The sequence below is a fragment of the Microcystis sp. M090S1 genome (genome assembly GCF_020246295.1).
In the GTDB taxonomy this organism is placed as follows: domain Bacteria; phylum Cyanobacteriota; class Cyanobacteriia; order Cyanobacteriales; family Microcystaceae; genus Microcystis; species Microcystis aeruginosa.
In genome coordinates this window covers 1-21,322 of the sequence record NZ_JADBTF010000351.1, presented here as the reverse complement: position 1 = coordinate 21,322, position 21,322 = coordinate 1, and the positions used below count along the sequence as shown (strand labels likewise).

General features: G+C 42.9%; 14 protein-coding genes and 4 pseudogenes. 9 read left to right on the top strand and 9 right to left on the bottom strand.

The annotated features are described in order from the left end of the window. Nucleotides 1-52: 52 nt before the first annotated feature. The 3 genes and pseudogenes from IM477_RS15790 to IM477_RS15780 all read right to left on the bottom strand — a co-directional run. A complete protein-coding gene (locus IM477_RS15790) occupies nucleotides 53-907 on the bottom strand; it encodes an AMP-binding protein (protein WP_287732503.1) in 855 nt (284 codons plus the stop codon). Nucleotides 908-933: 26 nt separating this feature from the next. Further along, nucleotides 934-1,446 carry a hypothetical protein gene (locus IM477_RS15785; RefSeq protein ID WP_287732501.1) on the bottom strand — a complete coding sequence of 171 codons (513 nt, stop codon included), beginning with the start codon at nucleotides 1,444-1,446 and terminating at the stop codon, nucleotides 934-936. 36 nt (nucleotides 1,447-1,482) lie between these two features. Then, nucleotides 1,483-1,686, bottom strand: a pseudogene (locus tag IM477_RS15780) (transposase); the annotation flags it as partial. A gap of 335 nt (nucleotides 1,687-2,021) precedes the next feature. On the opposite strand from IM477_RS15780, the gene IM477_RS15775 reads away from it, so the two are divergent. Beyond that, complete coding sequence (locus tag IM477_RS15775; RefSeq protein ID WP_287732499.1) at nucleotides 2,022-2,807, top strand: SWIM zinc finger family protein; 786 nt, start codon at nucleotides 2,022-2,024, stop codon at nucleotides 2,805-2,807. Between the two features lie 121 nt (nucleotides 2,808-2,928). Here the strand turns inward: IM477_RS15775 and topA are convergent, their stop codons facing one another. Together topA and IM477_RS15765 are read right to left on the bottom strand one after the other, a co-directional pair. Continuing rightward, entirely contained in the window at nucleotides 2,929-5,541 is a 2,613-nt protein-coding gene (topA, locus tag IM477_RS15770) for a type I DNA topoisomerase (protein WP_287732497.1), read from the bottom strand. An 855-nt stretch (nucleotides 5,542-6,396) separates the two neighbouring features. Continuing rightward, entirely contained in the window at nucleotides 6,397-7,452 is a 1,056-nt protein-coding gene (locus IM477_RS15765) for a Fe(3+) ABC transporter substrate-binding protein (RefSeq protein ID WP_287732496.1), read from the bottom strand. A gap of 248 nt (nucleotides 7,453-7,700) precedes the next feature. Here IM477_RS15765 and IM477_RS15755 point away from each other — a divergent pair. Beyond that, nucleotides 7,701-10,417 (top strand): annotated as a pseudogene (locus IM477_RS15755) (O-linked N-acetylglucosamine transferase, SPINDLY family protein). A gap of 112 nt (nucleotides 10,418-10,529) precedes the next feature. Here the strand turns inward: IM477_RS15755 and IM477_RS15750 are convergent. Beyond that, nucleotides 10,530-10,743, bottom strand: a pseudogene (locus IM477_RS15750) (IS30 family transposase); the annotation flags it as partial. A 170-nt stretch (nucleotides 10,744-10,913) separates the two neighbouring features. Here IM477_RS15750 and IM477_RS15745 point away from each other — a divergent pair. From IM477_RS15745 to IM477_RS15735, 3 genes are all read left to right on the top strand, one after another. Beyond that, entirely contained in the window at nucleotides 10,914-11,720 is an 807-nt protein-coding gene (locus IM477_RS15745) for a creatininase family protein (RefSeq protein WP_002796376.1), read from the top strand. Nucleotides 11,721-13,134: 1,414 nt separating this feature from the next. After that, nucleotides 13,135-13,584, top strand: a complete 450-nt coding sequence (gene ndk / locus IM477_RS15740) for a nucleoside-diphosphate kinase (RefSeq protein ID WP_002780036.1) — start codon at nucleotides 13,135-13,137, stop codon at nucleotides 13,582-13,584. A 123-nt stretch (nucleotides 13,585-13,707) separates the two neighbouring features. Next, nucleotides 13,708-15,081, top strand: coding sequence for an HD domain-containing phosphohydrolase (locus tag IM477_RS15735; RefSeq protein ID WP_002762031.1), 1,374 nt, complete (start codon nucleotides 13,708-13,710; stop codon nucleotides 15,079-15,081). 2 nt (nucleotides 15,082-15,083) lie between these two features. On the opposite strand, the gene hpnH is transcribed toward IM477_RS15735, so the two are convergent. Next, nucleotides 15,084-16,100 (bottom strand): adenosyl-hopene transferase HpnH, encoded by a 1,017-nt coding sequence (hpnH, locus tag IM477_RS15730; RefSeq protein ID WP_287732491.1) that lies wholly within the window; start codon nucleotides 16,098-16,100, stop codon nucleotides 15,084-15,086. 132 nt (nucleotides 16,101-16,232) lie between these two features. Here hpnH and IM477_RS15725 point away from each other — a divergent pair, with 132 nt between their 5' ends. Then, nucleotides 16,233-16,832: a DUF1517 domain-containing protein gene (locus IM477_RS15725; protein WP_190721670.1), complete on the top strand. Its 600-nt coding sequence runs from the start codon at nucleotides 16,233-16,235 to the stop codon at nucleotides 16,830-16,832. Next, a complete protein-coding gene (locus tag IM477_RS15720; protein WP_287732490.1) occupies nucleotides 16,789-17,721 on the top strand; it encodes a hypothetical protein in 933 nt (310 codons plus the stop codon). The genes IM477_RS15725 and IM477_RS15720 overlap by 44 nt, the downstream gene beginning before the upstream one ends. A gap of 66 nt (nucleotides 17,722-17,787) precedes the next feature. Here IM477_RS15720 and IM477_RS15715 read toward each other — a convergent pair whose 3' ends face one another. Both IM477_RS15715 and IM477_RS15710 read right to left on the bottom strand, forming a co-directional pair. Beyond that, nucleotides 17,788-18,303 carry a phycobiliprotein lyase gene (locus IM477_RS15715; RefSeq protein WP_287675528.1) on the bottom strand — a complete coding sequence of 172 codons (516 nt, stop codon included), beginning with the start codon at nucleotides 18,301-18,303 and terminating at the stop codon, nucleotides 17,788-17,790. 61 nt (nucleotides 18,304-18,364) lie between these two features. Continuing rightward, nucleotides 18,365-19,033, bottom strand: a complete 669-nt coding sequence (locus tag IM477_RS15710) for a HEAT repeat domain-containing protein (protein ID WP_287732488.1) — start codon at nucleotides 19,031-19,033, stop codon at nucleotides 18,365-18,367. 303 nt (nucleotides 19,034-19,336) lie between these two features. Between IM477_RS15710 and IM477_RS15705 the strand changes: the two genes are divergently transcribed. Both IM477_RS15705 and IM477_RS15700 read left to right on the top strand, forming a co-directional pair. Continuing rightward, nucleotides 19,337-20,866: a hypothetical protein gene (locus tag IM477_RS15705; protein ID WP_287732485.1), complete on the top strand. Its 1,530-nt coding sequence runs from the start codon at nucleotides 19,337-19,339 to the stop codon at nucleotides 20,864-20,866. Between the two features lie 172 nt (nucleotides 20,867-21,038). Further along, nucleotides 21,039-21,322, top strand: a pseudogene (locus IM477_RS15700) (hypothetical protein); the annotation flags it as partial.

Below are 21,322 nucleotides of genomic sequence, written 5' to 3'. Positions count from 1 at the left end.
CTACAGCACAGGTTATGGCCTTTTGTCAACGGGGAAGTCCAGATATATCACATCATGGGGTCGCTCTCTCGAAAAGAATCATAGTCCATTTTTGATCGGGTTCTTTTTTTAAAGCTTCATGGATCAAATTATAAGCAAAATTAGGAGCCCAACTATGGGTAATTCGATATTGATCAATTAAATCTAACCAATTCAAAGGACGACCTAATATATATTCAGTTTGAACATAAACCATTTGGCATCCTAACTCGACACAGCGAATATTCCAGTCTGAAATACTTCCAATATTATCAAAAGGAAGCCAATTAAGAATAATATCGTCGTTTTGATGTTCACAAATGATGTTTGTTCCTCGCGCACGAGAGATCACATTTTTATGGGTTAATGAAATACATTTCGGTATTCCTGTACTGCCTGATGTTAGATTAAAGAACGCGACATCATCCGGTTGACCAATAGGAGGCTGATGGGGAGAATGAGTTTTTAATTCTTCAATAAAACTCAAGCTTAAGGTTTGATTAGGCAACCATTGTTCTAAATATTTTATCTCTTGCTGACGGGATTGATTTGTGATAATAATAGTCTCATCTAACAACTGCCAAACTTGACATATTTTATGAATTTCATTATTAAAATCTTTATAGCTGGGTGGCACTGAAATAATAACAGGAATAAATCCCCCTAAAAGACACCCCCAAAATGCGGAAATGATATCATAGTTTTCCGATAGCTGAATAATCACTTTATCGTGAGCTTGTAAACCCTGCTTTTGTAATCCGGCTTGTATTTGTTGAGCGTCTTCCCATAATTGTTGATAAGATTGAAAAACTTCTGAACCATTAGATTTAATATAAATAATCCCTTTATTTGAATGATTTTCAGCAGCTTTTTGGAGGATTTCTGCCAAGGTTTTAGGCTGAAGTTCAGATTCTTCTAAAAGCTGTCCGTGACTGATTCCAGCTTGAGTGTTAGAAGTGTGAATCTCCAGATGAATCGGGGTTTGAGATTCTTGATTATAATTTTTTTCTCTGGTTTTAAGGGCAATAAGTCCGATAGATGTAGGGGTAAAATTTTGATTTTTTTGGAAGTCATGACAGCGGCAACTTGATCAATATCTGACAAAGAGCGTAGTTTTTCTTCTGTTTCCTGAACTTGATGATCATCGATAATTTCAATATTCTTTAATGCAGTTTCATCGACATCACCGCTATCGGTTAAGGGTAAACTGGAAATTTGCACATAGATATTAGGTAGAAGATTGTCCGGTAACTGAGACTGTAAATCGGAGGACAATTGTTCAGAATTCCAAGCTCCAGAGGAAACGATATAGGCGACTAACTCACCCTCCCGTACCATAAAATAGCAATCTTCAATTAAGGGATTTGATAAAAAGACTTCTGCTAATTTCTGACAATTTAATTGTGGATTTTTGTGATCCGTACTCATACCTAAAATCCTCGATTCTGTGTACATCTTGCCAATTCAAGTCTGAATTTCATCACTGTCTGAGCTATCACATAATAGCTCATTATGGATAGGATAGTCAAGACATTTTCGAGGACGATTGTTAACCAAGTTTACTGCTCTTTTTACCTCCTCTGGCTTAAGGATTTTAAAATTCGTTCCCTTGGGAAAGAATTGTCTTAACAGTCCATTAGTATGCTCGTTTAATCCCCTCTCCCAAGAAATTTTGTAGATGGTTTCTTGACATCCTGACCGCCGTAAAACGGACGGCGATTCCCAAAACTCAAAATTTGCGTTTCTGCTTCATAGATGACATCCCAGCAAGACGGCTATTTGCCGTTGAGATAAATTTACCTCTTGACCAAGTTGGTAGAGCAAGTTTCTTTGTTCTATGTTAAAATGTTGAGGGCTTCGTTTTTGGGTCTGATTTGTTGTTTTTAAAGATCAGAATATACCTGATGAGCCTTTCTCTGTCAACTCTTAAGGCTGATGTGTTTCCTTTTTGAATTGGCGTTTTTGTTGGTAACGAAGCTGATCAGCTGTAGGGTAAATAAAAAATGACAGAACAAGCTTGGTGGGTACAAAAATGGCTAGAACTACTCGATTCCTATCGCTTTAAAAAACGCTTGGAACGAGCTAGACTTTACGCCAGAGAAGGCAATGTTTTAAGTATTGACTTTGAAGACTCGCAAGTTATTGCTAGAGTACAAGGCAGTGAATCCGAACCTTATCTAGTGGATTTATCCCTAGTCGCTTTTAGTGATGAAGAATGGGACTATATTATTAAGCTTCTCTCCAAAAAGGCCATTTATTCCGCTCAATTGCTCACGGGACAAATGCCCGATAATATCGAGCGTGTTTTTATCGATAGTGGGGTGAATTTATTTCCCTTTTCCCTAGCTGATATTCGCTCTCGTTGTACCTGTCCCGATCAAGCCAACCCCTGCAAACATATAGGAGCAGTATACTATCAATTGGGTGATCGTTTTAGCGTCGATCCCTTCCTGCTTTTGCAACTGCGCGGCCGAAGCAAAAGCCAAATTCTGGAAGCTTTACGAGAAAAACGCTCCTATTCCTCTGATAATCAACCTTTAGCAGTCAGTGAACCCCCCACAGTAGTTGAAAAAACTGCCCCCGACAGCACTATCGATCACTTTTGGCAGTACGATGAGGAGCTAGATCCCTCCCTAGTTGTGATTACGCCGGGGAATGAAAATCAAACCATTCTCGACATTTTAGGCAATTTTCCCCTCGCTGCCCCCGAATCCGATGCCATAGAACAATTTTTAAAACCAATTTACCGGCAAATTCCCCAAGAAGCGATGGCGATTGCTTTACAGTAGGGAATTTGGGGTATATGAGCAGCTCGTTCAAAGTGGTGCAAAAGACAAAAAAGCCAGCCAGATTTGTCCTCGCATCAGGGCGAGGAATTAACCATGGAGAAAATCGCCCCACCACTAACCGCTAAACCGTCTTACTTTTGCCAGTTTTACTGCCTGGGGAAGTAGTTTTTTTAGTGGTGGTTTTCTTGGCAGTGGTTGTCTTGGCCGCTAGGGCGACTAAAGCTTGTTCTAGAGTCAGGGTTTCGGCGGTTTCTCCTTCGGGAATCTTGGCGTTGGTCTTACCGTGCTTGATATAAACTCCGTAGGGACCTTCGTACAATCCCACGGATTCCCCATCGTCGGGATGTTTACCCAATTCTTTTAAGGGTGGTTTGGTGGAACCGCGGGCGCTGCGAGTTTTTTTCGGTTCGGCTAATAAGGCCAAAGCTCGATCGAGGGTTATAGTTAAGACATCATCGCCGGCTTTCAGGGAACGATATTCTTTTTCCTTACCCTCTTCCTGAACTATATAGGGGCCAAAACGACCTAAGCTGGCTTTAATTTTGCCTCCGGTGAGGGGATGGGTTCCCAGTAGTCGTGGCAGTGCCAATAAACCCACCGCTTGTTCGAGGGTGACATCCTCTGGTTTGACTCCTTTGGGTAGGGAGGCGCGTTTCGGTTTGGGGTTGTCATCGCTGACATCTCCTAACTGGACGTAGGGGCCGTAACTACCCACGAGCAGATAAATTGGCTCTCCGCTGTCGGGATGAAGACCTAATTTATCGGGACCCTCGGTTTTCTGTCGCAGCAGGGTTTCTACCTGTTCGGGGTTGAGGTCGGCGGGGGTTAAATCGGCGGGGATGGAAGCGGTGAGGATTTCATCGCCTCGGGAGACTTCCAGATAGGGACCGTATTTGCCGATCTTGATAGTTGCCTGTAAATCCTCTAAAATCACCGATTTGGCGGTGCTAGAGTTAATTTGACTCTCGCGCTCTTTTACTTGGCTTTCTAGCCCCTTTTCGCCGCGATAGAAGCGATCGAGATAGGGCAACCATTGGGCGGAACCGGTGGCGATATCGTCGAGGGTTTCTTCCATTTTTGAGGTAAATTTGGGATCTACCAGGTCGGGGAAATGATTTTCTAACAAACTAACCACGGCAAAAGCGGTGAAGGTGGGAATGAGGGTTTTATTCCGCATTTGGGCATAACCGCGATCGATAATTGTGCCGAGAATGGTGGCGTAGGTGCTGGGTCGCCCGATTCCTTCACTTTCGAGGGTTTTTACGAGTGAGGCTTCGCTATAACGGGCGGGGGGTTGGGTATCGTGGCTAATGGCTTCTAGTTTGCGACAATTGGGGGTATCACCGACGCTGAGGGCGGGTAAGATTATTTCTTGGTCGTCGATGGCGGCTTCGGGATCGTCGGAACCTTCCACATAGGCGCGGAAAAAGCCGGGGAAGTCGATTCTTTTGCCAGAGGAGCGAAATCCGGCATTTTCTACCTGAATATTAACGGCGATCTGGGTAATACGGGCATCGGCCATCTGAGAGGCGACGGTACGTTTCCAGATTAGGTCGTAGAGGGCGAATTCTAGTCCGCTCAGTCCGGTTTCCCGGGGCAGGCGAAAGCTGCTACCGGCGGGCCGGATGGCTTCGTGGGCCTCCTGTGCGCCTTTGCTTTTGGTAGTGTACTGCCGGGGTTGGGGACTGAGATAATTTTTTCCGTACATTTGTTCTACACAATTGCGGGCGGCGGTGATGGCCTGATCGGAAAGATGGACGGAATCGGTTCGCATATAGGTAATGTAGCCCTGTTCGTAGAGATTTTGGGCGATTCGCATGGTGTCGCGGGCGGATATGCCCAGTTTCCGGTTAGCCTCTTGCTGTAGGGTGGAGGTGGTGAAGGGGGGGGAAGGTTTGCGAGTGGTGGGTTTTTCTTCGGTGTGGCTAACGCGCCAGATTTTGTCTTCGATGCGTTCTTTTAAGGCGGCGGCGGTGGCTTGATCCAAAAGTGTCACCTGGCGACCGGGGAGCAGTCTGCCGGTGTCGTCATCGAAATCGCTCCCATTTGCCACTTTTTGACCGTTTAAGGTGACTAATTTCGACTCGAATTGATTTTTGTCCTTTTCGAGGGTGGCTTTCAGGTCCCAATAATTGGCGGTTTTAAAGGCTCGTCTTTCTCGTTCCCGTTGTACGAGCAGACGTACCGCCACGGATTGCACGCGGCCGGCGGATAACCCTTTGGAGATTTTTTTCCAGAGTAGGGGGGAGAGGGTATAACCGTAGAGGCGATCGAGTATGCGGCGGGTTTCTTGGGCGTGAACTAAATTTTCGTCGATGGAGCGACAATTTTTTAGGGCGGCTTGGATTGCCTCTTTGGTGATTTCGTGAAATACCATCCTTTTGGTGGGTATTTTCGGGTTGAGTACCTGCAAGAGATGCCAACTGATGCTTTCGCCTTCCCGATCTTCGTCGGTGGCGAGGATCAGTTCGCTGGCCCCTTTGAGGGCTTCTTTTAATTCTTTGACGACTTTACTTTTGGTTTTGGGGACGACGTAGAGGGGGTCGAAATCGTTCTCCACATCCACGCCTAAATTGGCCCAGGATTTGTCTTTGTGGGCGGGGGGAATTTCTTCGGCGGAGGCGGGCAGATCGCGGATGTGGCCCATGGAGGCTTGGACTCGATAGCCGCTAGGCAGATAATTGCTGATCGTCCGAGCTTTGGTGGGGGATTCGACAATAACCAGGGTTGACATAGGAATTGATCACGAGGGCATGGCCACAGCGACTGTTTTAGTTAGACTGACAATCGTTGTTTGATGATGGGCAAAAGTTACTATTTATCTTGACCGGCTTGATTCGGGTCAAAAGCCACTTACTACGATAATAGAGATTAAAGCTGGTCTTTTGTCACTAACTTCTTAACAAAACTTAATATTTTTCTGGAGCAGGGAGAGGGGAGAAGGGAGCAGGGAGAAGGGAGAAAAAAGCTGACTCGGAGAATACTGACTCCTAACCCCATATTCGCCAAAGATAAGCAAAATTTATTGATTGATGCCAAAAACTTGAGAATATTTAAATTAACATTCCGCAATATTTATAAATTCTTAAAAATTAATTGAGAAAGATTTTTATTTAACAACGATGTTACAATGGTTACAGCGATTTTACTGAATTTCATAATGGGTTATTCTGTGCTTTTTTAGGCAGCAATGGTTGAAACCCTTGCCACACCTAGAAGGTGATCCTAATTAAGACGGGTAAATTAGTCAATTTCACTGGCAACGATGATCTTTTTTTTGTGTAGTTTTATTGCAAAGAAAAAGTTTTTTTGACAAAAAGCACAAAGTATGATATGAACCCAACGTATTTCTGGCTGCCAGTAGTTATTGCAGAGTGGGAGTTGGGAAGTATTTTCAGTTATCAGTAAACAGTAATCAGTAATCAGTGAAAAGAAAACTCAACTCTGATAACTGTTAACGGAGGCAGGGGGCAGGAGGCCGTTTTTGTAACGGGGATTTATGCCCCGCTCCAAAAACTTTTCGCCTTAAGGCGAGGTTTTAGACCTGATTTTTTCGATAACTGATAACTGATAACTGATAACTGATAACTTATTTCCAACCAGCGCGATTCATTACCTGTACCGCTTTGGCTAAATTAGGACCATAATTAGCCACGCTAACTGTATCTTCTTTCCCGCGTCCGAGTTTTGCTAGGAAAGGGTCTAAAGCAACCCCTGGAACGACGGGATATTCTCGATTACCCTTAGCAAAAAAGTTCTGTGCTTCATTGCTAGAAAGATATTCTAAAAATTTAATTGCCGATTCTCGATTGGGGGCAGTTTTAATTAAACCACCACCGCTAATATTAACGTGAGTGCCGCGGCCTGCTTGGTCGGGGAAAATTACGCCTACTTGGTCATAAATTGCCCGTTTAGCCGGGTCTTTTTCTTCGGCATACCCCGCTAAGTAATAGGTGTTAGCTAGGGCTAAATCGGCAATTCCTGCGGCTACAGCTTCGATTTGTGCCTTATCATTACCCTGGGGTGGACGGGCAAAATTAGCCACTAATCCTCGACACCATTTTTCTGCGGCCGCTTCCCCTTGGATGTCGATTAACCAAGCGGTAAAAGATTGACTATAGATGTTACTGGATGACCGGGTGACGACTTTTCCTCTCCATTTGGGATTGGTTAAATCTGCATAGGAATCGATTTCTCTGGGGTTAACTCTGTCTTTGTTGTACATAATTACCCGCAAGCGTTTACTAAACCCAAACCAGTGACCTTTGGGGTGACGCAAATGAGCGGGAATTCTTTGGGTAAGAATGCGGGAATTGACGGGGGCAAAAATTCCCTGTTGGTCGGCGCGCCATAGTCTCCCCGCATCTACCGTCAGGAGTATATCGGCAGGACTATTGCTGCCTTCGCTTTTAATCCGTTCGATTAATGGGTCCGCTTCCCCTTCCACGAGGTTAATTTTTATTCCCGTTTGTCGGGTGAAGTTGTCATACAATCGTCGGTCGGTGTTGTAGTGACGGGCGGAATAGAGGTTTAATTGTTTAGTTTGGGCGGAAACTTCGTTTATTTTCCCTAATTGACCCACTGCTAACGCTAAGGTGGCTGTTCCCGCGCCTAGAAAGACTCTACGAGTTATTTTATCGTTCATTGCTCGATTCGTGGCAAAGTTGTCTTTTCCTATTGTACAGCTATTGAGAATAATTCTTATCTGTGCGAGAAATTATTAGCCTTACTAGAGCAGTCAATTCAAGACAATCCCAGCAAAATGAGGATTTTTTGCCTTAATAGGGCTAATAAATCCTCGAATCTATCGCTATTAAAATTCAATAAGCCCGAGATGTTACCCGAAGCTCGATCGAGGGTATTGTGGAATGAGAGCAACGAGAGTGAAAGATAATGATCAACAGCGATCACCAACAAGCGATCGAGCTAATGTTAGCATCGGAAGACTATAATCAGTTATTGTTATTTTGTCAACAAGCGCTCGCGGTTCATCCGGAAGTGACTGATTATTATCCCTATCTGGGATTAGCTTATCTGCTGCTAGAGCAGCAAGCAACAGCGCAAGAAATTTGGTTATTTTGGCTATTACAATCAGAGTCTAGTCAAGATTTAATTATGCTCCTCAAAAAAGAGATAATTAGAAATCTCGATTGCTGGCAGTTTGGCCAAGCTAAATTAATCTATCTTCAGTGGCTAGAATTAGAGGAAATAGAAGGGGATGAAGAGATAGAAAATTATGCCCTGACTGCGATAAACTCCTGTCTTCAAGAGGTGCAAGAGGCAATTAATCGGCGAGAATATACTTTAGCTGAGGACTTTTACTTAAGAATTTTATCTTGGCGTGAACAATTAGCTTACATCTGGCACGATTTAGGATACTTATACTATATAATTAACCGACTAACAGAATCTTTTACCTGTTTAGCACGAGCCATCAAATTAGAGGAAAATCAAGCCTTATATCATTATACTATGGCCATGGTGCTAGAAAAACAATCACGTTTAGATATAGCTTTATCAGCTTATCAAAAAGCGATTGATCTCAATGCTAATTTTGTCGATGCTTATAATAAACTGGGCAATTTATTTTATCGATTAGGTCAGCTAGAGTCAGCCGAAAAATTCTATCAGCAGGGAATTATAGCGGTAAGCGCTTGAGTGAGATACAGACCAAGCTTTGCCTAGCATGGTTTATAGCTCGTGACACTGTACCTCATACGACTGCACACCGCTATAATAACCAGGCTGATTTTTATCCTTTTTATATCAATTTAGGCAATGTCTATTTAGTTAAACAAGCTTGGACAGAAGCAAAAAATGCTTATAAAACGGCCCAACAACTGGCAGGAGATAGAGGAGAAATTAGTCAAAATCTCTCCCTTTGGGAAATCCTGCAAGCTGACCAACAAATTGCCGATATTTACTCAGGTGATTATTTTTATCAAAGAAAACTCTATCAATTAGCACTAAACTATTATCAAAAATTATTAGCAATTAAAATAGAGGACAGCAATTTTTATTTAAATTGCGCCCATTGCCATCTCATTCTTAAAGAAGAAAAACAAGCTTTAGAAGTCTATAAAAAAGGCATTGCCTATCATCCAGAAAATATTGATTTACATTTGCGCCTAATTTGGTTACTACAAAATAATTATCCGATCGAGGTGGCAATTCAAGCAACTAAATCAGCTTTAGAGTATCTTCCCGATCACCCATCCTTGAAGTTAGAATTAATGCGGTTAATGCCGATAGTTTACACAACTCAAGCAGATATTATGCTATATCGATCAAACTACGAGAAACGGTTAGATAATATCTTGTCCAATCTTGATTTAACCAGTACTAATCAACAACAGGAGGCTTGGAAAAGTATTGGATTAAGAACTAATTTTTATCTTCAATATCAAGCCAAAAATGATTTAGAACTACAAAAAAAATATGGAGAATTAGTTTATAAAATTGCCTCGGTTAACTTTCCTAATTGGGTGAAAAACCTAACCATGCCTACGGGAAAAATTCGCCTTGGCTATATTTCTGCTCACTTGCGTCATCACACGGTAGCGAAACTCTTTCAAGGATGGTTGCAGTGGCGAAATCGAGAGCAATTTGAAATTTATTGTTATGGAATAGATATTAATAACACCTTCGATAATTTTACGAGAGAATATCAAGAGCAAAGTGATTATTTTTATCAGTTTGATAATTTAGTTAATATGGAAAGAATTGCCCAACATATTTTAGATAATCAGTTACATATTCTGGTTTATTTAGATATTGGTATGGATGCTCGTACTACCCAACTAGCAGGATTGCGTTTAGCTCCAGTACAATGTGTAACTTGGGGCCATCCAATCACCTCAGGATTACCAACCATTGATTATTTTATCTCCAGTGAATTAATGGAACCCTCGGAGGGAGATAATCACTACAGTGAAAAATTAATTCGCTTATCTAATTTAGGTATTGCCTATCCCAAACCTTCCCTTCCTCCCCAGAGGAAAACTCGTTTAGAGATGGGATTAGCCGAGGATAAAATCATCTACTTAAACTGTCAAAGTTTATTTAAATATATGCCAAAAAATGACGATATTTTTCCTAGAATTGCTCGACAAGTTACCAACAGCCAATTTATTTTTATCTGCCATCGTAGCGAATTTGTGACCCATTGCTTTCAGTCGAGATTAAGTCAAGCTTTTAATAGGTATGGACTCAATTGGCAAGATTACGGGGTAATGATGCCACAGCTAGAACAAAATGATTATTTTCAGCTTAATTTATTAGCAGACATCTATTTAGATAACTTAAGTTGGTCGGGAGGAAATACCACCCTCGAAGCAATTGCCTGTCAGCTTCCAGCTGTTACCTGTCCAGGGGAATTTATGCGCGGACGACATTCCTATGCTATCTTGAAAAAATTAGGCATAACCGAGACAATTGCTACGGATAAAAATCACTATATTGAAATTGCTATCCGTTTAGGTTTAGATAATCAATGGCGACAAACAATCAAAGATTATACTAAAGTGAATATCGATACAGTATTTAACGATCGAACCTCTGTAGAAAGTCTAGAAAGATTTTATCAATCTGTAGTAGGAGAAGGTAAATAAAACTTTAGGGTTACATAGGGTTTGCGGCAAAAAGTTTGTTGGGGTGTGGGGTATGGGGAAGAAAACCACATAAAGTTCATTTTGTCAAGGATTTAAGATGCTCTTACCCTGGGTTTAATCCTCTTTCCCAAGAATGATAAGGAGTAGTAAAATAAAAATCTGCTCCTAGTTTCTGACTCAACTCTTGATGTCCACAAAATTCTTTTGCCTTGTCACAAGGGTCGGTTTTTCTTTTGTCAGGGGGAATCTCTTGGAAAACTTTTTCGGTGACAAGGGTTGATTTCCGATGCGGTTTTGTTCTTGGCCAATGCTGCCACGCTTATTTTTCGCTCCGCTTCGACTCTTTCTTTTTCCTCGTCTGGCCCTATAGGTATTCTTGATGCTCTCCATAGTCTCGATAGTTGACGATTGGCCACCTTGCCAAGAATTAGTGATAAAATTACAATATAAACAGTAATTTTTTCCCCAAGCATAATCCCTCACCCCCAATAAAATTATGATGCACGGTTTTATTCCCCCACATCGTTATTTTCCCTATCTTACTTGGACAGATATAGATTCAATGCCAGATAAGGAAAATGTGGTAATTATTCAACCCATCGGTGCGATCGAACAACACGGACCCCATCTACCTATTGCCGTCGATGCTGCCATTAGTTTAGGGGTTTTAGGCAAAGCTTTCGAGAAATTAGATACAAACATCGCCGCTTTCGCTTTACCCTGTCTCTACTACGGAAAATCTAACGAACATTGGTCTTTTCCCGGCACGATTACCCTCTCGGCAGCAACCTTATTAACCCTCATTCAAGAGATAGCTGAAAGTCTCTATCGTTCGGGTTTTCGCAAGTTAGTATTAATGAACTCCCACGGCGGGCAACCGCAAGTTATGGAAATTGCCGCTAGGGATATTCATCAACAATATCCCGATTTTTTAGTATTTCCTTTTTTCACTTGGCGAGTTCCCCACAATGCGGCTGAATTATTCTCGGAATATGAATTAGAATACGGTATTCATGCAGGAGATGTGGAAACTAGCATTATGTTATCATTACTGCCAGAACAGGTAAAAATTGAGCGGGCCGTCCGAGAATATCCTCAAGGTTTGCCAGAAAATAGTTTGTTAACTATGGAGGGAAAATTACCCTTTGCTTGGTTAACTAAGGAATTAACTAAAAGTGGAGTGATGGGAGATGCTACTAATGCAAGTAAAGAAAAAGGCGATCGATTATTAGAATCCGTTGCTAATGGTTGGGTACAGGTGATCGCTGATGTTTATCAATTCCGTCAACCGAAGTTATATTAATAGAAGATTAATTAGAGTTGTTAATAAGCTGTACTGCATTTAAACTGCCTATTGGTAATTTTAGTACAAAGGATAAAACTCCATCTCCCTTCTCCTTTGATTCAGTAATTTGCTCACCATCTTCCCTTCACATAAATAGAGGAAAGTTTAACCAGATAAGAGTATTTTTTTTCATAATCATTAATCTCAATCATGAGTTTTATCCCTGAGGTTTTAGAATTTTGGTCAACGGTAACAAAAAAAAAGAAACGACATTTTTTACCATATTTTTTCTAGGGGATAAGAATTGAAAACAGAATCAACGACTAGGATAATTAGGTTTTCTGGATTCTTCGGTACTTGTTATGCCATCAAAAATACCTAACTTGACCGATAAGGTTTTCAGGATAAGCAAAAATTCCCTAGCATACTACCTAACGAAGAACCAGATAAAGTTAATTTTTGTTTAATCTGAATTAACCCTATTGTTAAGGATATTGGCTAAGTTCTAAGGATTAGGTGCATTATTTTCCTAATTTATTCCTGACAGAATATGTCCCGCTAAGAAAAGTAAATTCTAGTTGAAAATGTCAAAGGGAAGGAGGTGGAGAAAATTATTCCTCAAAAAAATCATATTATGTCGGAATTTCAGCTATTTGTAGAGTTGAATCCGAGACAGGAGACTCCGAGACAGGAGACTCCGAGACAGGAGACTCCGAGACGGGATACAGCTATTAGGTTAGGGATCGGATTTGAGTTTTCAGTTCACTGTTTCCTCACATCAGAAGTCTGACGGAGTAGTGGCTTAGATGTGTAATTAATTGTGCTTAGATACTTATAGCAATTCCCATAGTTGTGAGGTACAGAGTCTTAGGTTTTGAGGAGTCAGGATTCGGGATTCAGGAGTTAAGATTTTGGTGTACCTCATGAGATTGGGAAACGCTATATAATCAAAGAAAATTAACTAAGTATTTATCTCCTTAAAGCTTTATTTCTGTCTGTATCACTTGTTACCTTTTAAAATGAGAATTGCTGGGTCAGGAGACACATCTGATCCTCAATCCTGTTTAAAAGGTATAGTACAGTGGGGAGTAGCGGAGCAGCAGGCAGGGAACAGCAAGGGTTATCCGCTTTTTTAGCTAACTTAACAATACCCACTTTAAATGCGTCTTATCCTAAATCCGGTTATTAAAAACTGATTATTTATTCCTCCTTTTGCATGATTGCCTGTCCTGATAAGTAGCCTATACTCAAAGGATTTAGCCTTAGCTTAATTGCCGCGGGAAAGTTGGCCAAACCCTATCAAGGTTAGCTAAATCGGACAGCAAGCTAACTCAGCAATTTAAGCGAAAACTCTGCCATTCTCTAGGATGCCATTCCGGGTTAATCTGGGTTTCGGACGCAATTTTTCGATGACTAAATTTTAAGAGGCAGTATGGAACGCACTTTCTTAATGATTAAACCCGACGGTGTGCAGCGCAATCTGGTGGGGGAAATTATTCAACGCTTTGAAACTAAAGGTTTTACGCTGGTTGGGTTGAAAATGATGCAGGTTTCTAGCGAATTAGCGGAAAAACACTACGCTGTTCATAAGGAAAGACCCTTTTTCCGTTCGTTAGTCGATTTTATTACCTCCTCCCCCGTGGTGGCCATGGTTTGGCAAGGAGAAGGAGTAATTGCCTCCGCTAGAAAAATTATTGGCGCCACTAATCCCCTCAATGCTGAACCTGGTACGATTCGCGGTGATTTTGGCATTAGTGTCGGACGCAATCTTATCCATGGGTCCGATGGTCCAGATACGGCCAAAGATGAAGTTAGTCTCTGGTTTAGCGATGCGGAATTAGCTAATTGGACTCCCGCAATCACTCCCTGGGTGGTAGAATAAACCCCTTTGAGGCAGTCAGGAGCCGGTCGTCAGGAGACAGGAGACAGGAGATTGCTTTTATTTATTCTCCCTTCTCCCCTCTCCCTTCTCCCCATTTCCCCAACCCCCTAATATTCGGAAATTATGACCGTAGAATCCAGCTTACAACAGTTAAAAAGAGCTTCATCGGGACGATTACCCAGCAGTTACGGGGTCTATTTTAAGAATACCCTTGTGGCCCTCTGTCATGCTCTTGAAGATCATATCTTGCAAACTAGCAGCCCAGATAGTACAAATAAACCACTGGTCTTAGTCACCTTTCAACAGGGAAAATGGTATTTACAGGAAGCTGAGCGCTATTTAGATATCGCTCGCTCTTCTCGTCATATTGCGATCGCCGCCGTGGCCGATAGTGGTTTTTCTGAGCATAAAACCGGCAGTTTAGAGAATGTTTCGCTAGTGAACTTAGATAATAGCGATAGTTTGGTTAATGAGTGGAATTTAATCATTCTTTCCCCCGATTACGCCTCCATGGTACTCTGTCATGAGTTATCCCCGGAAGAATACCGGTCCGATAGTCAACCCCAAATAGACACGGAGCGAAAATTCTACGGTTTATGGACATTCGATCGCGATTTAGTCGAAAAAGCCGCTAGGATCTTAATTGAGCGTCTGCATCCTTATAATCCCAGTCTAGCGGCCGATTTAAGCAGACAACAGCAGGAAATTAGTCAAAATATTAATCCCATTCCCACGGATTTAACGGGAGTAGTCTCTCGCATTGTCACCTATCTGCAAACCAGTCAACAGCAGTTAGTCACCGTCAGCAGACAAGCGCGAGAATTAAGCGACTTAGAAGGACAAGCATCCCGTTTAAATAAAAATTTGGCCGCGAATAAACTGCAAGCTTTTCTCAGAATGGCTCAAAAAGTCGATGAAAGAGATATTGATAATCCCCTTGCTTCCCTACAGGTGGCTGCTTTAGCGGAAATGTTGGGACAATTGCTCGATTTACCCACCCTGAGATTACGACGCTTACGATTAGCAGGTTTATTATACCGCATCGGTCTAGCGGAGGCTCCGATCGAAGTTTTTAGACAGCGTGCCAGTCAGTTAGAGGGAGCAAATGCGTTATTTTGGCGGGATAGATCGGTGTTAGGCGCACAATTACTCGCCACTATGCCCGAATTAGCTCCAATTCAACAGATTATTTACCATGAGTTTGAATACTGGGATGGTAGCGGTGTTCCCAACGGCTTAAAAGGGGAAGAAATCAGCCTAGAGTCGAGAATTTTAGGATTATCAGCCTATTTTCAGGAATTAACTCAACCGCGAGGCGACCGACTAGCTCTAGATTTAGGAGAGGCCCTAGAGCGCTGTCAAAATTATAGCGGGATTCGTTTCGATCCCGCTTTGGTAGAAAAATTAAGTTCGGTAATTCGTCTGTGCGAAATGGGATGGATGCAATTACCCGATCGCCCTAGTCAAGTCCCCGCCGTCTGGTTAGAATCAGTTTAGGATTAGACTCCGATTAAACTCTGCATGGCACGTCTCATATTAGCCGGTTTAAAAGCTGCCATGGCCGCGGTCGGTTCATAGCCGCAATGTACCATACAATCGGCACATTGAGGATTGCCACTGGCCCGACCGTAGTTATCCCAATTGGTTTCTTCTAAAAGTTCCCGAAAGCTTTTGTAATGTCCTTCGTTGAGCAGATAACAGGGTTTTTGCCATCCTAAAAGACTATAGCTAGGACTACCCCAAGGGCTGCATTCATAGTCTTGTTCACCGATGAGAAAATCGAGAAAGAGAGGATTATGGTTAAAATTCCACTTTTTCTGGCCTGATTTCCAGGGTGAGAGAATTTCTCGGAATAAAGCTCTGGTTTGCTCCCGTTTTAAGAAACTATCTTGATCCGGGGCCCACTCATAACTATAACCGGGGGAAATCATCATACCATCGATACCCAAAGTAGCGAGAAAATCGAAAAATTCCTGCATTTCTCGCGGCTCTGTGCCTTCAAAAACCGTGGTATTAGTAGTAACCCGAAAACCTCTCGCTTTCGCCGCTTTAATCCCTTGTACTGCCTTATCGAATACTCCCTCCCGATCCACACAGCGATCGTGATGTGCTTTGAAACCGTCCAGATGGACACTAAAGGTAAGATAGGGTGAAGGAGTAAATTTATCCAGGCTTTTTTCCAATAACAGAGCATTGGTACAGAGATAGACGAATTTTTTTCTGTCCACTAACCCCTTGACAATTTCACCGATTTGTGGGTGTAAAAGCGGCTCGCCCCCGGGGATGGAAACCACGGGAACCCCGCATTCTTCCACCGCTGCGAAACATTCTGCCGGGGTGAGATGATTGCGGAGGATTTCCGGGGGATGTTGAATCTTACCGCAGCCAGTACAGGCTAAATTACAGCGAAATAGGGGTTCTAGCATTAAAACTAAGGGAAAACGCTTTTTTCCTGCTAGACGCTGTTTCAAGATATAGGAAGCAACCACTAAAGCTTGTTGCAGTTGGACAGCCATTTGCTCACACCAAAAGGATTCTAAGTCATTATAGACTGCTAACAGGGTATCAAGGCATAGGAGCCTAGAAAATGGCAAAATAAATAAAAGCTGAGGGCTTTTTTGGCTGTTTACTTTATCACTGGATAGATTATGAGTTCTTTAGGCGATCGCTTCAAGAAATTTGCGGGTAAAACTCGCTATGTGGTCTGTCGCTTATTTTTGCATCTCTACGGCCAAGAAATCGCACCGCTGATCGGTATTCTTAATCGTACCGGCCGGGAAGCGATCGATTCCGAAGGCGATTTAGAGGTCATGGGAGAGGGTTTAGTAGAAATTTGTCAAAATCTGCTGCAGATGAACCTCTATTGGTTTTCTATAGCTAATGAGGGCGATGTTTTTTGGAATGAGGGGGAAGCGGGAGACTACCTTAACGAACTGTTTACCGATTCCGCGGCCAGATACCTAAGTGAATCGGTGTCTCTGGAAGTGGGGGAAAAGGAACCCTTAACTTTACCCGTCACCGATAACTTAGTTGTTATGATCACAATAGCATTCGAGGGTGAGAGTGCTGCTTTAGAAACTAGCCTAGCCGATCGAGAGGCCCTGGAAGATGGTTTAAAATCAATAATTAACCTCCACTACCAAGGTCGGCTGCGCGCGATTCAGGTACATTTTTCTCCTGCTCAATTGGGAGATGAATTGACCAATGAGCAGCTATTACTCAATTTCCCCGAATTGCTGCCTTTATAGTCTTAATTTTGCCATTATGCTGCGCCAAGTAACGACAATCCTTTTAATTCTTACCCTTTGTTGCACAACGGTGGCCTGTGGTTCCTCATCAAATCAAACTCAGTCACCGTCAGCTAATAACAGCAGTGTAAGACAAGAATCCAATCAGGTTAGTAGCGGTCGCTACGAGGTGCAACAAGCTACCTACGATGACGGAGATGGCACTTATACCTTAATGCTGTTAAACACCCCTGCGGGGACTTCTCCCCTCTTTCGCAGCACTAACCTCCAAATGGCTAGATTAAGCGATGAAGCTATCGCTAAAGGGGAAAAAACCGCAGTAGAAATCAACGGTGATCAGGCTACCCTGTACATGACCGAAGATTTTAAAATCGAGTATGTCCATAATGTCACGGAAGTGCGGAACAATCCTCAAACCGGACAACAGGAAACCGTGGTGATTCGGCAAGAATCGAGTTTTTGGAGTCCTTTTTTTGGTGCTGTTGCTGGTCAAGCTTTGGGTAGTTTGCTCTTTCGTCCTCAATATTACGTTCCTCCCCTCTATACTCCGGGGGGTGTGATGACCGGTTTTGGTGGTCACGGTTCCACCTATAATCAGGCAGTAGATCAATACCGGACTAAACATAATAGTCCACCCCCGGCGGTCAAAAATCGGCAAACTCTCCGTTCTACTGGCAATTTACGTCGTTATCCCAGTAATACTTCCTCTAGTCCCAATCGCAGCACCACAACCACCACAAAACCCAGTGGTTCCGGTTATGGTTCCAGTACCCTGAAGAATTCGGGTAAATCTGATAATGTCAAACGTTCTCCTAGTTTCGGTTCCTCCGGTTCCCGTCGTACCCCTAGTCGCAGTGGTTTCGGCAGCAGCAGACGCAGCCGACGTTAGGAGGATTTGACTGGAGTGGTGGAAGATTAACCCTGTCTTCCCCACCTCAGAGATTGGGGATGGCAGCTACTTAGAAGCAACCATTTTGCGAATTTCCGAATAGAAAACCGTCTGGCGATCGCCATTGGCCGACTGGATAATACTGGTACGCAATCTCAGATTAGGACTAGCAAACCAGATTCTTTCTTCGATACGATGGTGATTATCCTCGATGGTTAAAGTTAAAGCTTGATCGCTTCTGAGATGATATTCTCCCAGCGCTGCCGATTTACCGTCCGATTTGATTAATTTTCCTTGCCAAGAATTCTCTGAGGGTAGCCAAACTAAATAGCTAGAACCGATTTTTTTCGGTTGTCCATAGTCCACGGAATTATCCCAAGTCGCTTTCCATCCCCCTAGATTGGCCTGGGACTGACAGTTATTTTCTAAACATAATTGCACCACATCGGCAGCATCGGCAGCCAGCAAATCGATGGTGATTTCTGCTTTATTATTGGCAACTTTTTGGGCGGCTAATTGATAACTGGTACGCTGAGAAAACCATTTACCCGCACAGAGATTAATAAATTCTTGAATGTCCATGAATGGCTGTAGGCAAAGATCGATCGCTTTGGAAGAATAGATTATTTATTCTATCCTATCCCTAGACGTGGGCCAATTTTTGCAAGGATAAACGGGCCGCTTCGCGCACTTGCGGATGTTCGTCCTTGACCAAAAATTTTAAGGCCGCGATCGTTTTTTCCGCCGGAAGATGGCCTAAAGCTTCCGCTAATCGCTGCCGAATTAACCAGTCATCGGAGTTAACAAAGGTTAAAAGCTTCTCGACGGTTTCCACTGCTTTGATTTCCCCAAGAGCGGCAATAGCGGCCTGTTGAATAACCGCTTCGTTACTATCGAGAGCCGATAATAACACCTGTTTAGCCCGAATATCGCCCAAATTGCCCAAAGCGACGGCGGCACTAAAGCGGACTAACCATTGCGTGTCTTCGTAAAAAGCCCGTTGTAGGGGTTCAAAAGCGCGAATATCTTCTAAATAACCTAAGGCCCCCGCAGCATCGGCGCGAATGCCATAATCGGCATCATTGGCTAACAAATCCACTAGGATAGGAAAGCATTCCTCGGTTTGTTTGACTCCCAAAGCAAAGACAGCCATCGATCGCACTGGCAGCATTTCATCATAAAGGACTTTTTTGATCAAGGGTACAGCTTCCTCCGGGGTCACTTCTCGCAGGGATGCCAAGGCCAGCAGACGATCTTTAGAATTGCTACTTTCTAACTGGAGGGCAATGGCTTTTTTATCAGGCTTACTCATTTTTGTCAACCACTTGTAATATTTCTTTAATTCTAACGCAATTCTTGGCAATTCAGAAACGAGAGTGGGGAAAGGATTTCTTGAGGATTTCTTAAGGATTGAGACGAGGGTTGACTTCCTCCAGGGAACTATAATTTAGGTATGGTAATACGATAAATGCTAGGCTTTCTGATAGATTCAGGAAAAAAATATAAAGCCCCACTCCCCTTTAGGTCAGCGAGGTTGAGATTTAAAAAACAGATAGCCTAGGGCTAATTGACTTGTCTAGCGGCAACTGCCACACCTAGACAAGCAGGGGGTATTATGGTGAAACATCAAGTTTTTAATACTGGTTCTTTGACTCTAGACACGGAAAAAGAGCAGCTCTTTGTGTCCGTGACTCCAGACTATCAAAAAGGCCCCGGCATTCAACGAGATGGTATAACCTCCCCCAGAATGCAGGATCCTCATGCAGTGCAGGATATAATGTTTCCTCGACTTACTCGAACTGCTATTCCTGGCCTAGACTCTACGACCAATGCTTACGAGCAGAGAGCGGGTACTTGGACACTTTATCATCATCTCAAAGAATTCTGCGCTCAGCGAGGACAGGATTGGCTAATTATTGGCGCCCAAGGTTGCGGGGATCTAACGATGAATCCGTGGCATCTTGCCTATCTTGGCCCTAATTACTACATAAAATCCTTGCAAAATCAATTATGTGGAATGTTTCTCCCCGGAGGCTATCAAGAACCGATCAATCAGCGCATCTATCGGTGTTTGGTCAAATGGTGTGATGCTATGGCTACACACCTCGGCCATCGTTATGAATTTTTGGATTTAAGGTTTATGGCTGGAGGCGCAAATATAATACAGATTAAGGATCCGAAGGTGGCCCGCAAATATGATGCTTTTTTAAGACCGCTACCTGGATACAATCCTGATTTACATAATATCGCCCCATTTTTAGAGTTTGCCCTAGGGGGAAAAACTATTATTCAACAAGGTGATGTGGTTCCCCTATTTACTGCTATCGATCGATTCCAAGATGTACGCCATATTTTTTGCCTGCCTTATCAAATTCCCTGTGCGGGGAATTTTAGGAGGCAGGGTATTGATAAAATTAACTTGGGGGAATATCAACTCTACGGCGATTTGAATGCCAGGCGTGCCGCTTTAAACGGACCGATTATCGTAGAAACTCAGTTAAATCCTCTCGGCGGTTTTCTGCAGATCAATCTGGGTGATCCTGCTGTCGCTGACGAATTGACGCGAAATAACTTTAAACAAGTTAATTTTTCTCCGCGTCGGGCAGGAGAATATTTTCCTTACCCCGGAGGAGATACGGTAGAAATTTACTTTCCCAAGAGCATCTATCCTTTCGGAATTTTGGGAATGTCCGGTCAAAGAATTATCTGTTTTGCTTCCTCGGGATTATCGGCAAAAATCGGCAATACCCTAGAAGGGATTACCTTAATTATGAGCGATGGATTCGGTGCGGAAGAAGCGATGGTTTTAGACGAAGGATGTGACGTTTTTCAAATGATCAATCCCATGAGCGATGATCATGCTTTCACTTATACCAACGATGAATTATTGGATAGAGTGTTAGCCTTTACCCACGATCAAATGCTTTCAGATACGGCTGCAAGCACTAGAAATCCGGTGAATGGTCCCGCATTAGGTGGAGACATGAGACAATGGCCTCTCAATCAAAATTTATTGAACCAAGTGGAAATTGATTATGGCATTAGAGCAGCTGGTCTAGATTATACAGATATCTTTCCGGTCAGGTTAAGTCGCTCGCAAATCAGAAGTATTTTGATTGTTGCTGTCCCAAACAATCCCCAATAGGGAGATTCAACCCGGTGCGTCTCCATTTTGTAGAAATACCTAGGGTTTGAACGAACCAATTGGCGATAGCAATCTCGGCATGTTCCGCTTGCCTTATTCGCTAAAAAGCATACAGGATAAAGGTTACAGCAATTTTAAAACCCTTCCCTTAAAAAATTAAGCGAACAATGAGTTATTACCCTTTGCCGTTCTCAGCAATACTGATGACCCCGAACAGGTGTTAAGTCAGGTGTCCCGTTCTCTAGAAACTATCTCTCAAAAACGGGTGCAAAGCAATCTCGCTGCCGCTACCAGTATTCTCGCCGGGTTAGTATTAAATCGAGAGACGATAAAAAAAATCCTTCGGAGTGACATTATGAGAGAATCAGTCATCTATCAAGATATTTTAGAGGAAGGCAGAGAGGAAGGAGCATTAACCGCTAAATTAAACTCTATTCCCCGTTTATTGGCTTTAGG

Bases quoted from the DNA above. Each gene is read 5' to 3' on its own strand.
- hpnH (WP_287732491.1), bottom strand. From the start codon at position 16,100: ATGGCTGTCCAACTGCAACAAGCTTTAGTGGTTGCTTCCTATATCTTG.
- topA (WP_287732497.1), bottom strand. From the start codon at position 5,541: ATGTCAACCCTGGTTATTGTCGAATCCCCCACCAAAGCTCGGACGATC.
- IM477_RS15775 (WP_287732499.1), top strand. From the start codon at position 2,022: ATGACAGAACAAGCTTGGTGGGTACAAAAATGGCTAGAACTACTCGAT.
- IM477_RS15765 (WP_287732496.1), bottom strand. From the start codon at position 7,452: ATGAACGATAAAATAACTCGTAGAGTCTTTCTAGGCGCGGGAACAGCC.
- IM477_RS15785 (WP_287732501.1), bottom strand. From the start codon at position 1,446: ATGAGTACGGATCACAAAAATCCACAATTAAATTGTCAGAAATTAGCA.
- ndk (WP_002780036.1), top strand. From the start codon at position 13,135: ATGGAACGCACTTTCTTAATGATTAAACCCGACGGTGTGCAGCGCAAT.
- IM477_RS15720 (WP_287732490.1), top strand. From the start codon at position 16,789: ATGAGCAGCTATTACTCAATTTCCCCGAATTGCTGCCTTTATAGTCTT.
- IM477_RS15710 (WP_287732488.1), bottom strand. From the start codon at position 19,033: ATGAGTAAGCCTGATAAAAAAGCCATTGCCCTCCAGTTAGAAAGTAGC.
- IM477_RS15705 (WP_287732485.1), top strand. From the start codon at position 19,337: ATGGTGAAACATCAAGTTTTTAATACTGGTTCTTTGACTCTAGACACG.
- IM477_RS15715 (WP_287675528.1), bottom strand. From the start codon at position 18,303: ATGGACATTCAAGAATTTATTAATCTCTGTGCGGGTAAATGGTTTTCT.
- IM477_RS15725 (WP_190721670.1), top strand. From the start codon at position 16,233: ATGAGTTCTTTAGGCGATCGCTTCAAGAAATTTGCGGGTAAAACTCGC.
- IM477_RS15745 (WP_002796376.1), top strand. From the start codon at position 10,914: ATGATGCACGGTTTTATTCCCCCACATCGTTATTTTCCCTATCTTACT.
- IM477_RS15735 (WP_002762031.1), top strand. From the start codon at position 13,708: ATGACCGTAGAATCCAGCTTACAACAGTTAAAAAGAGCTTCATCGGGA.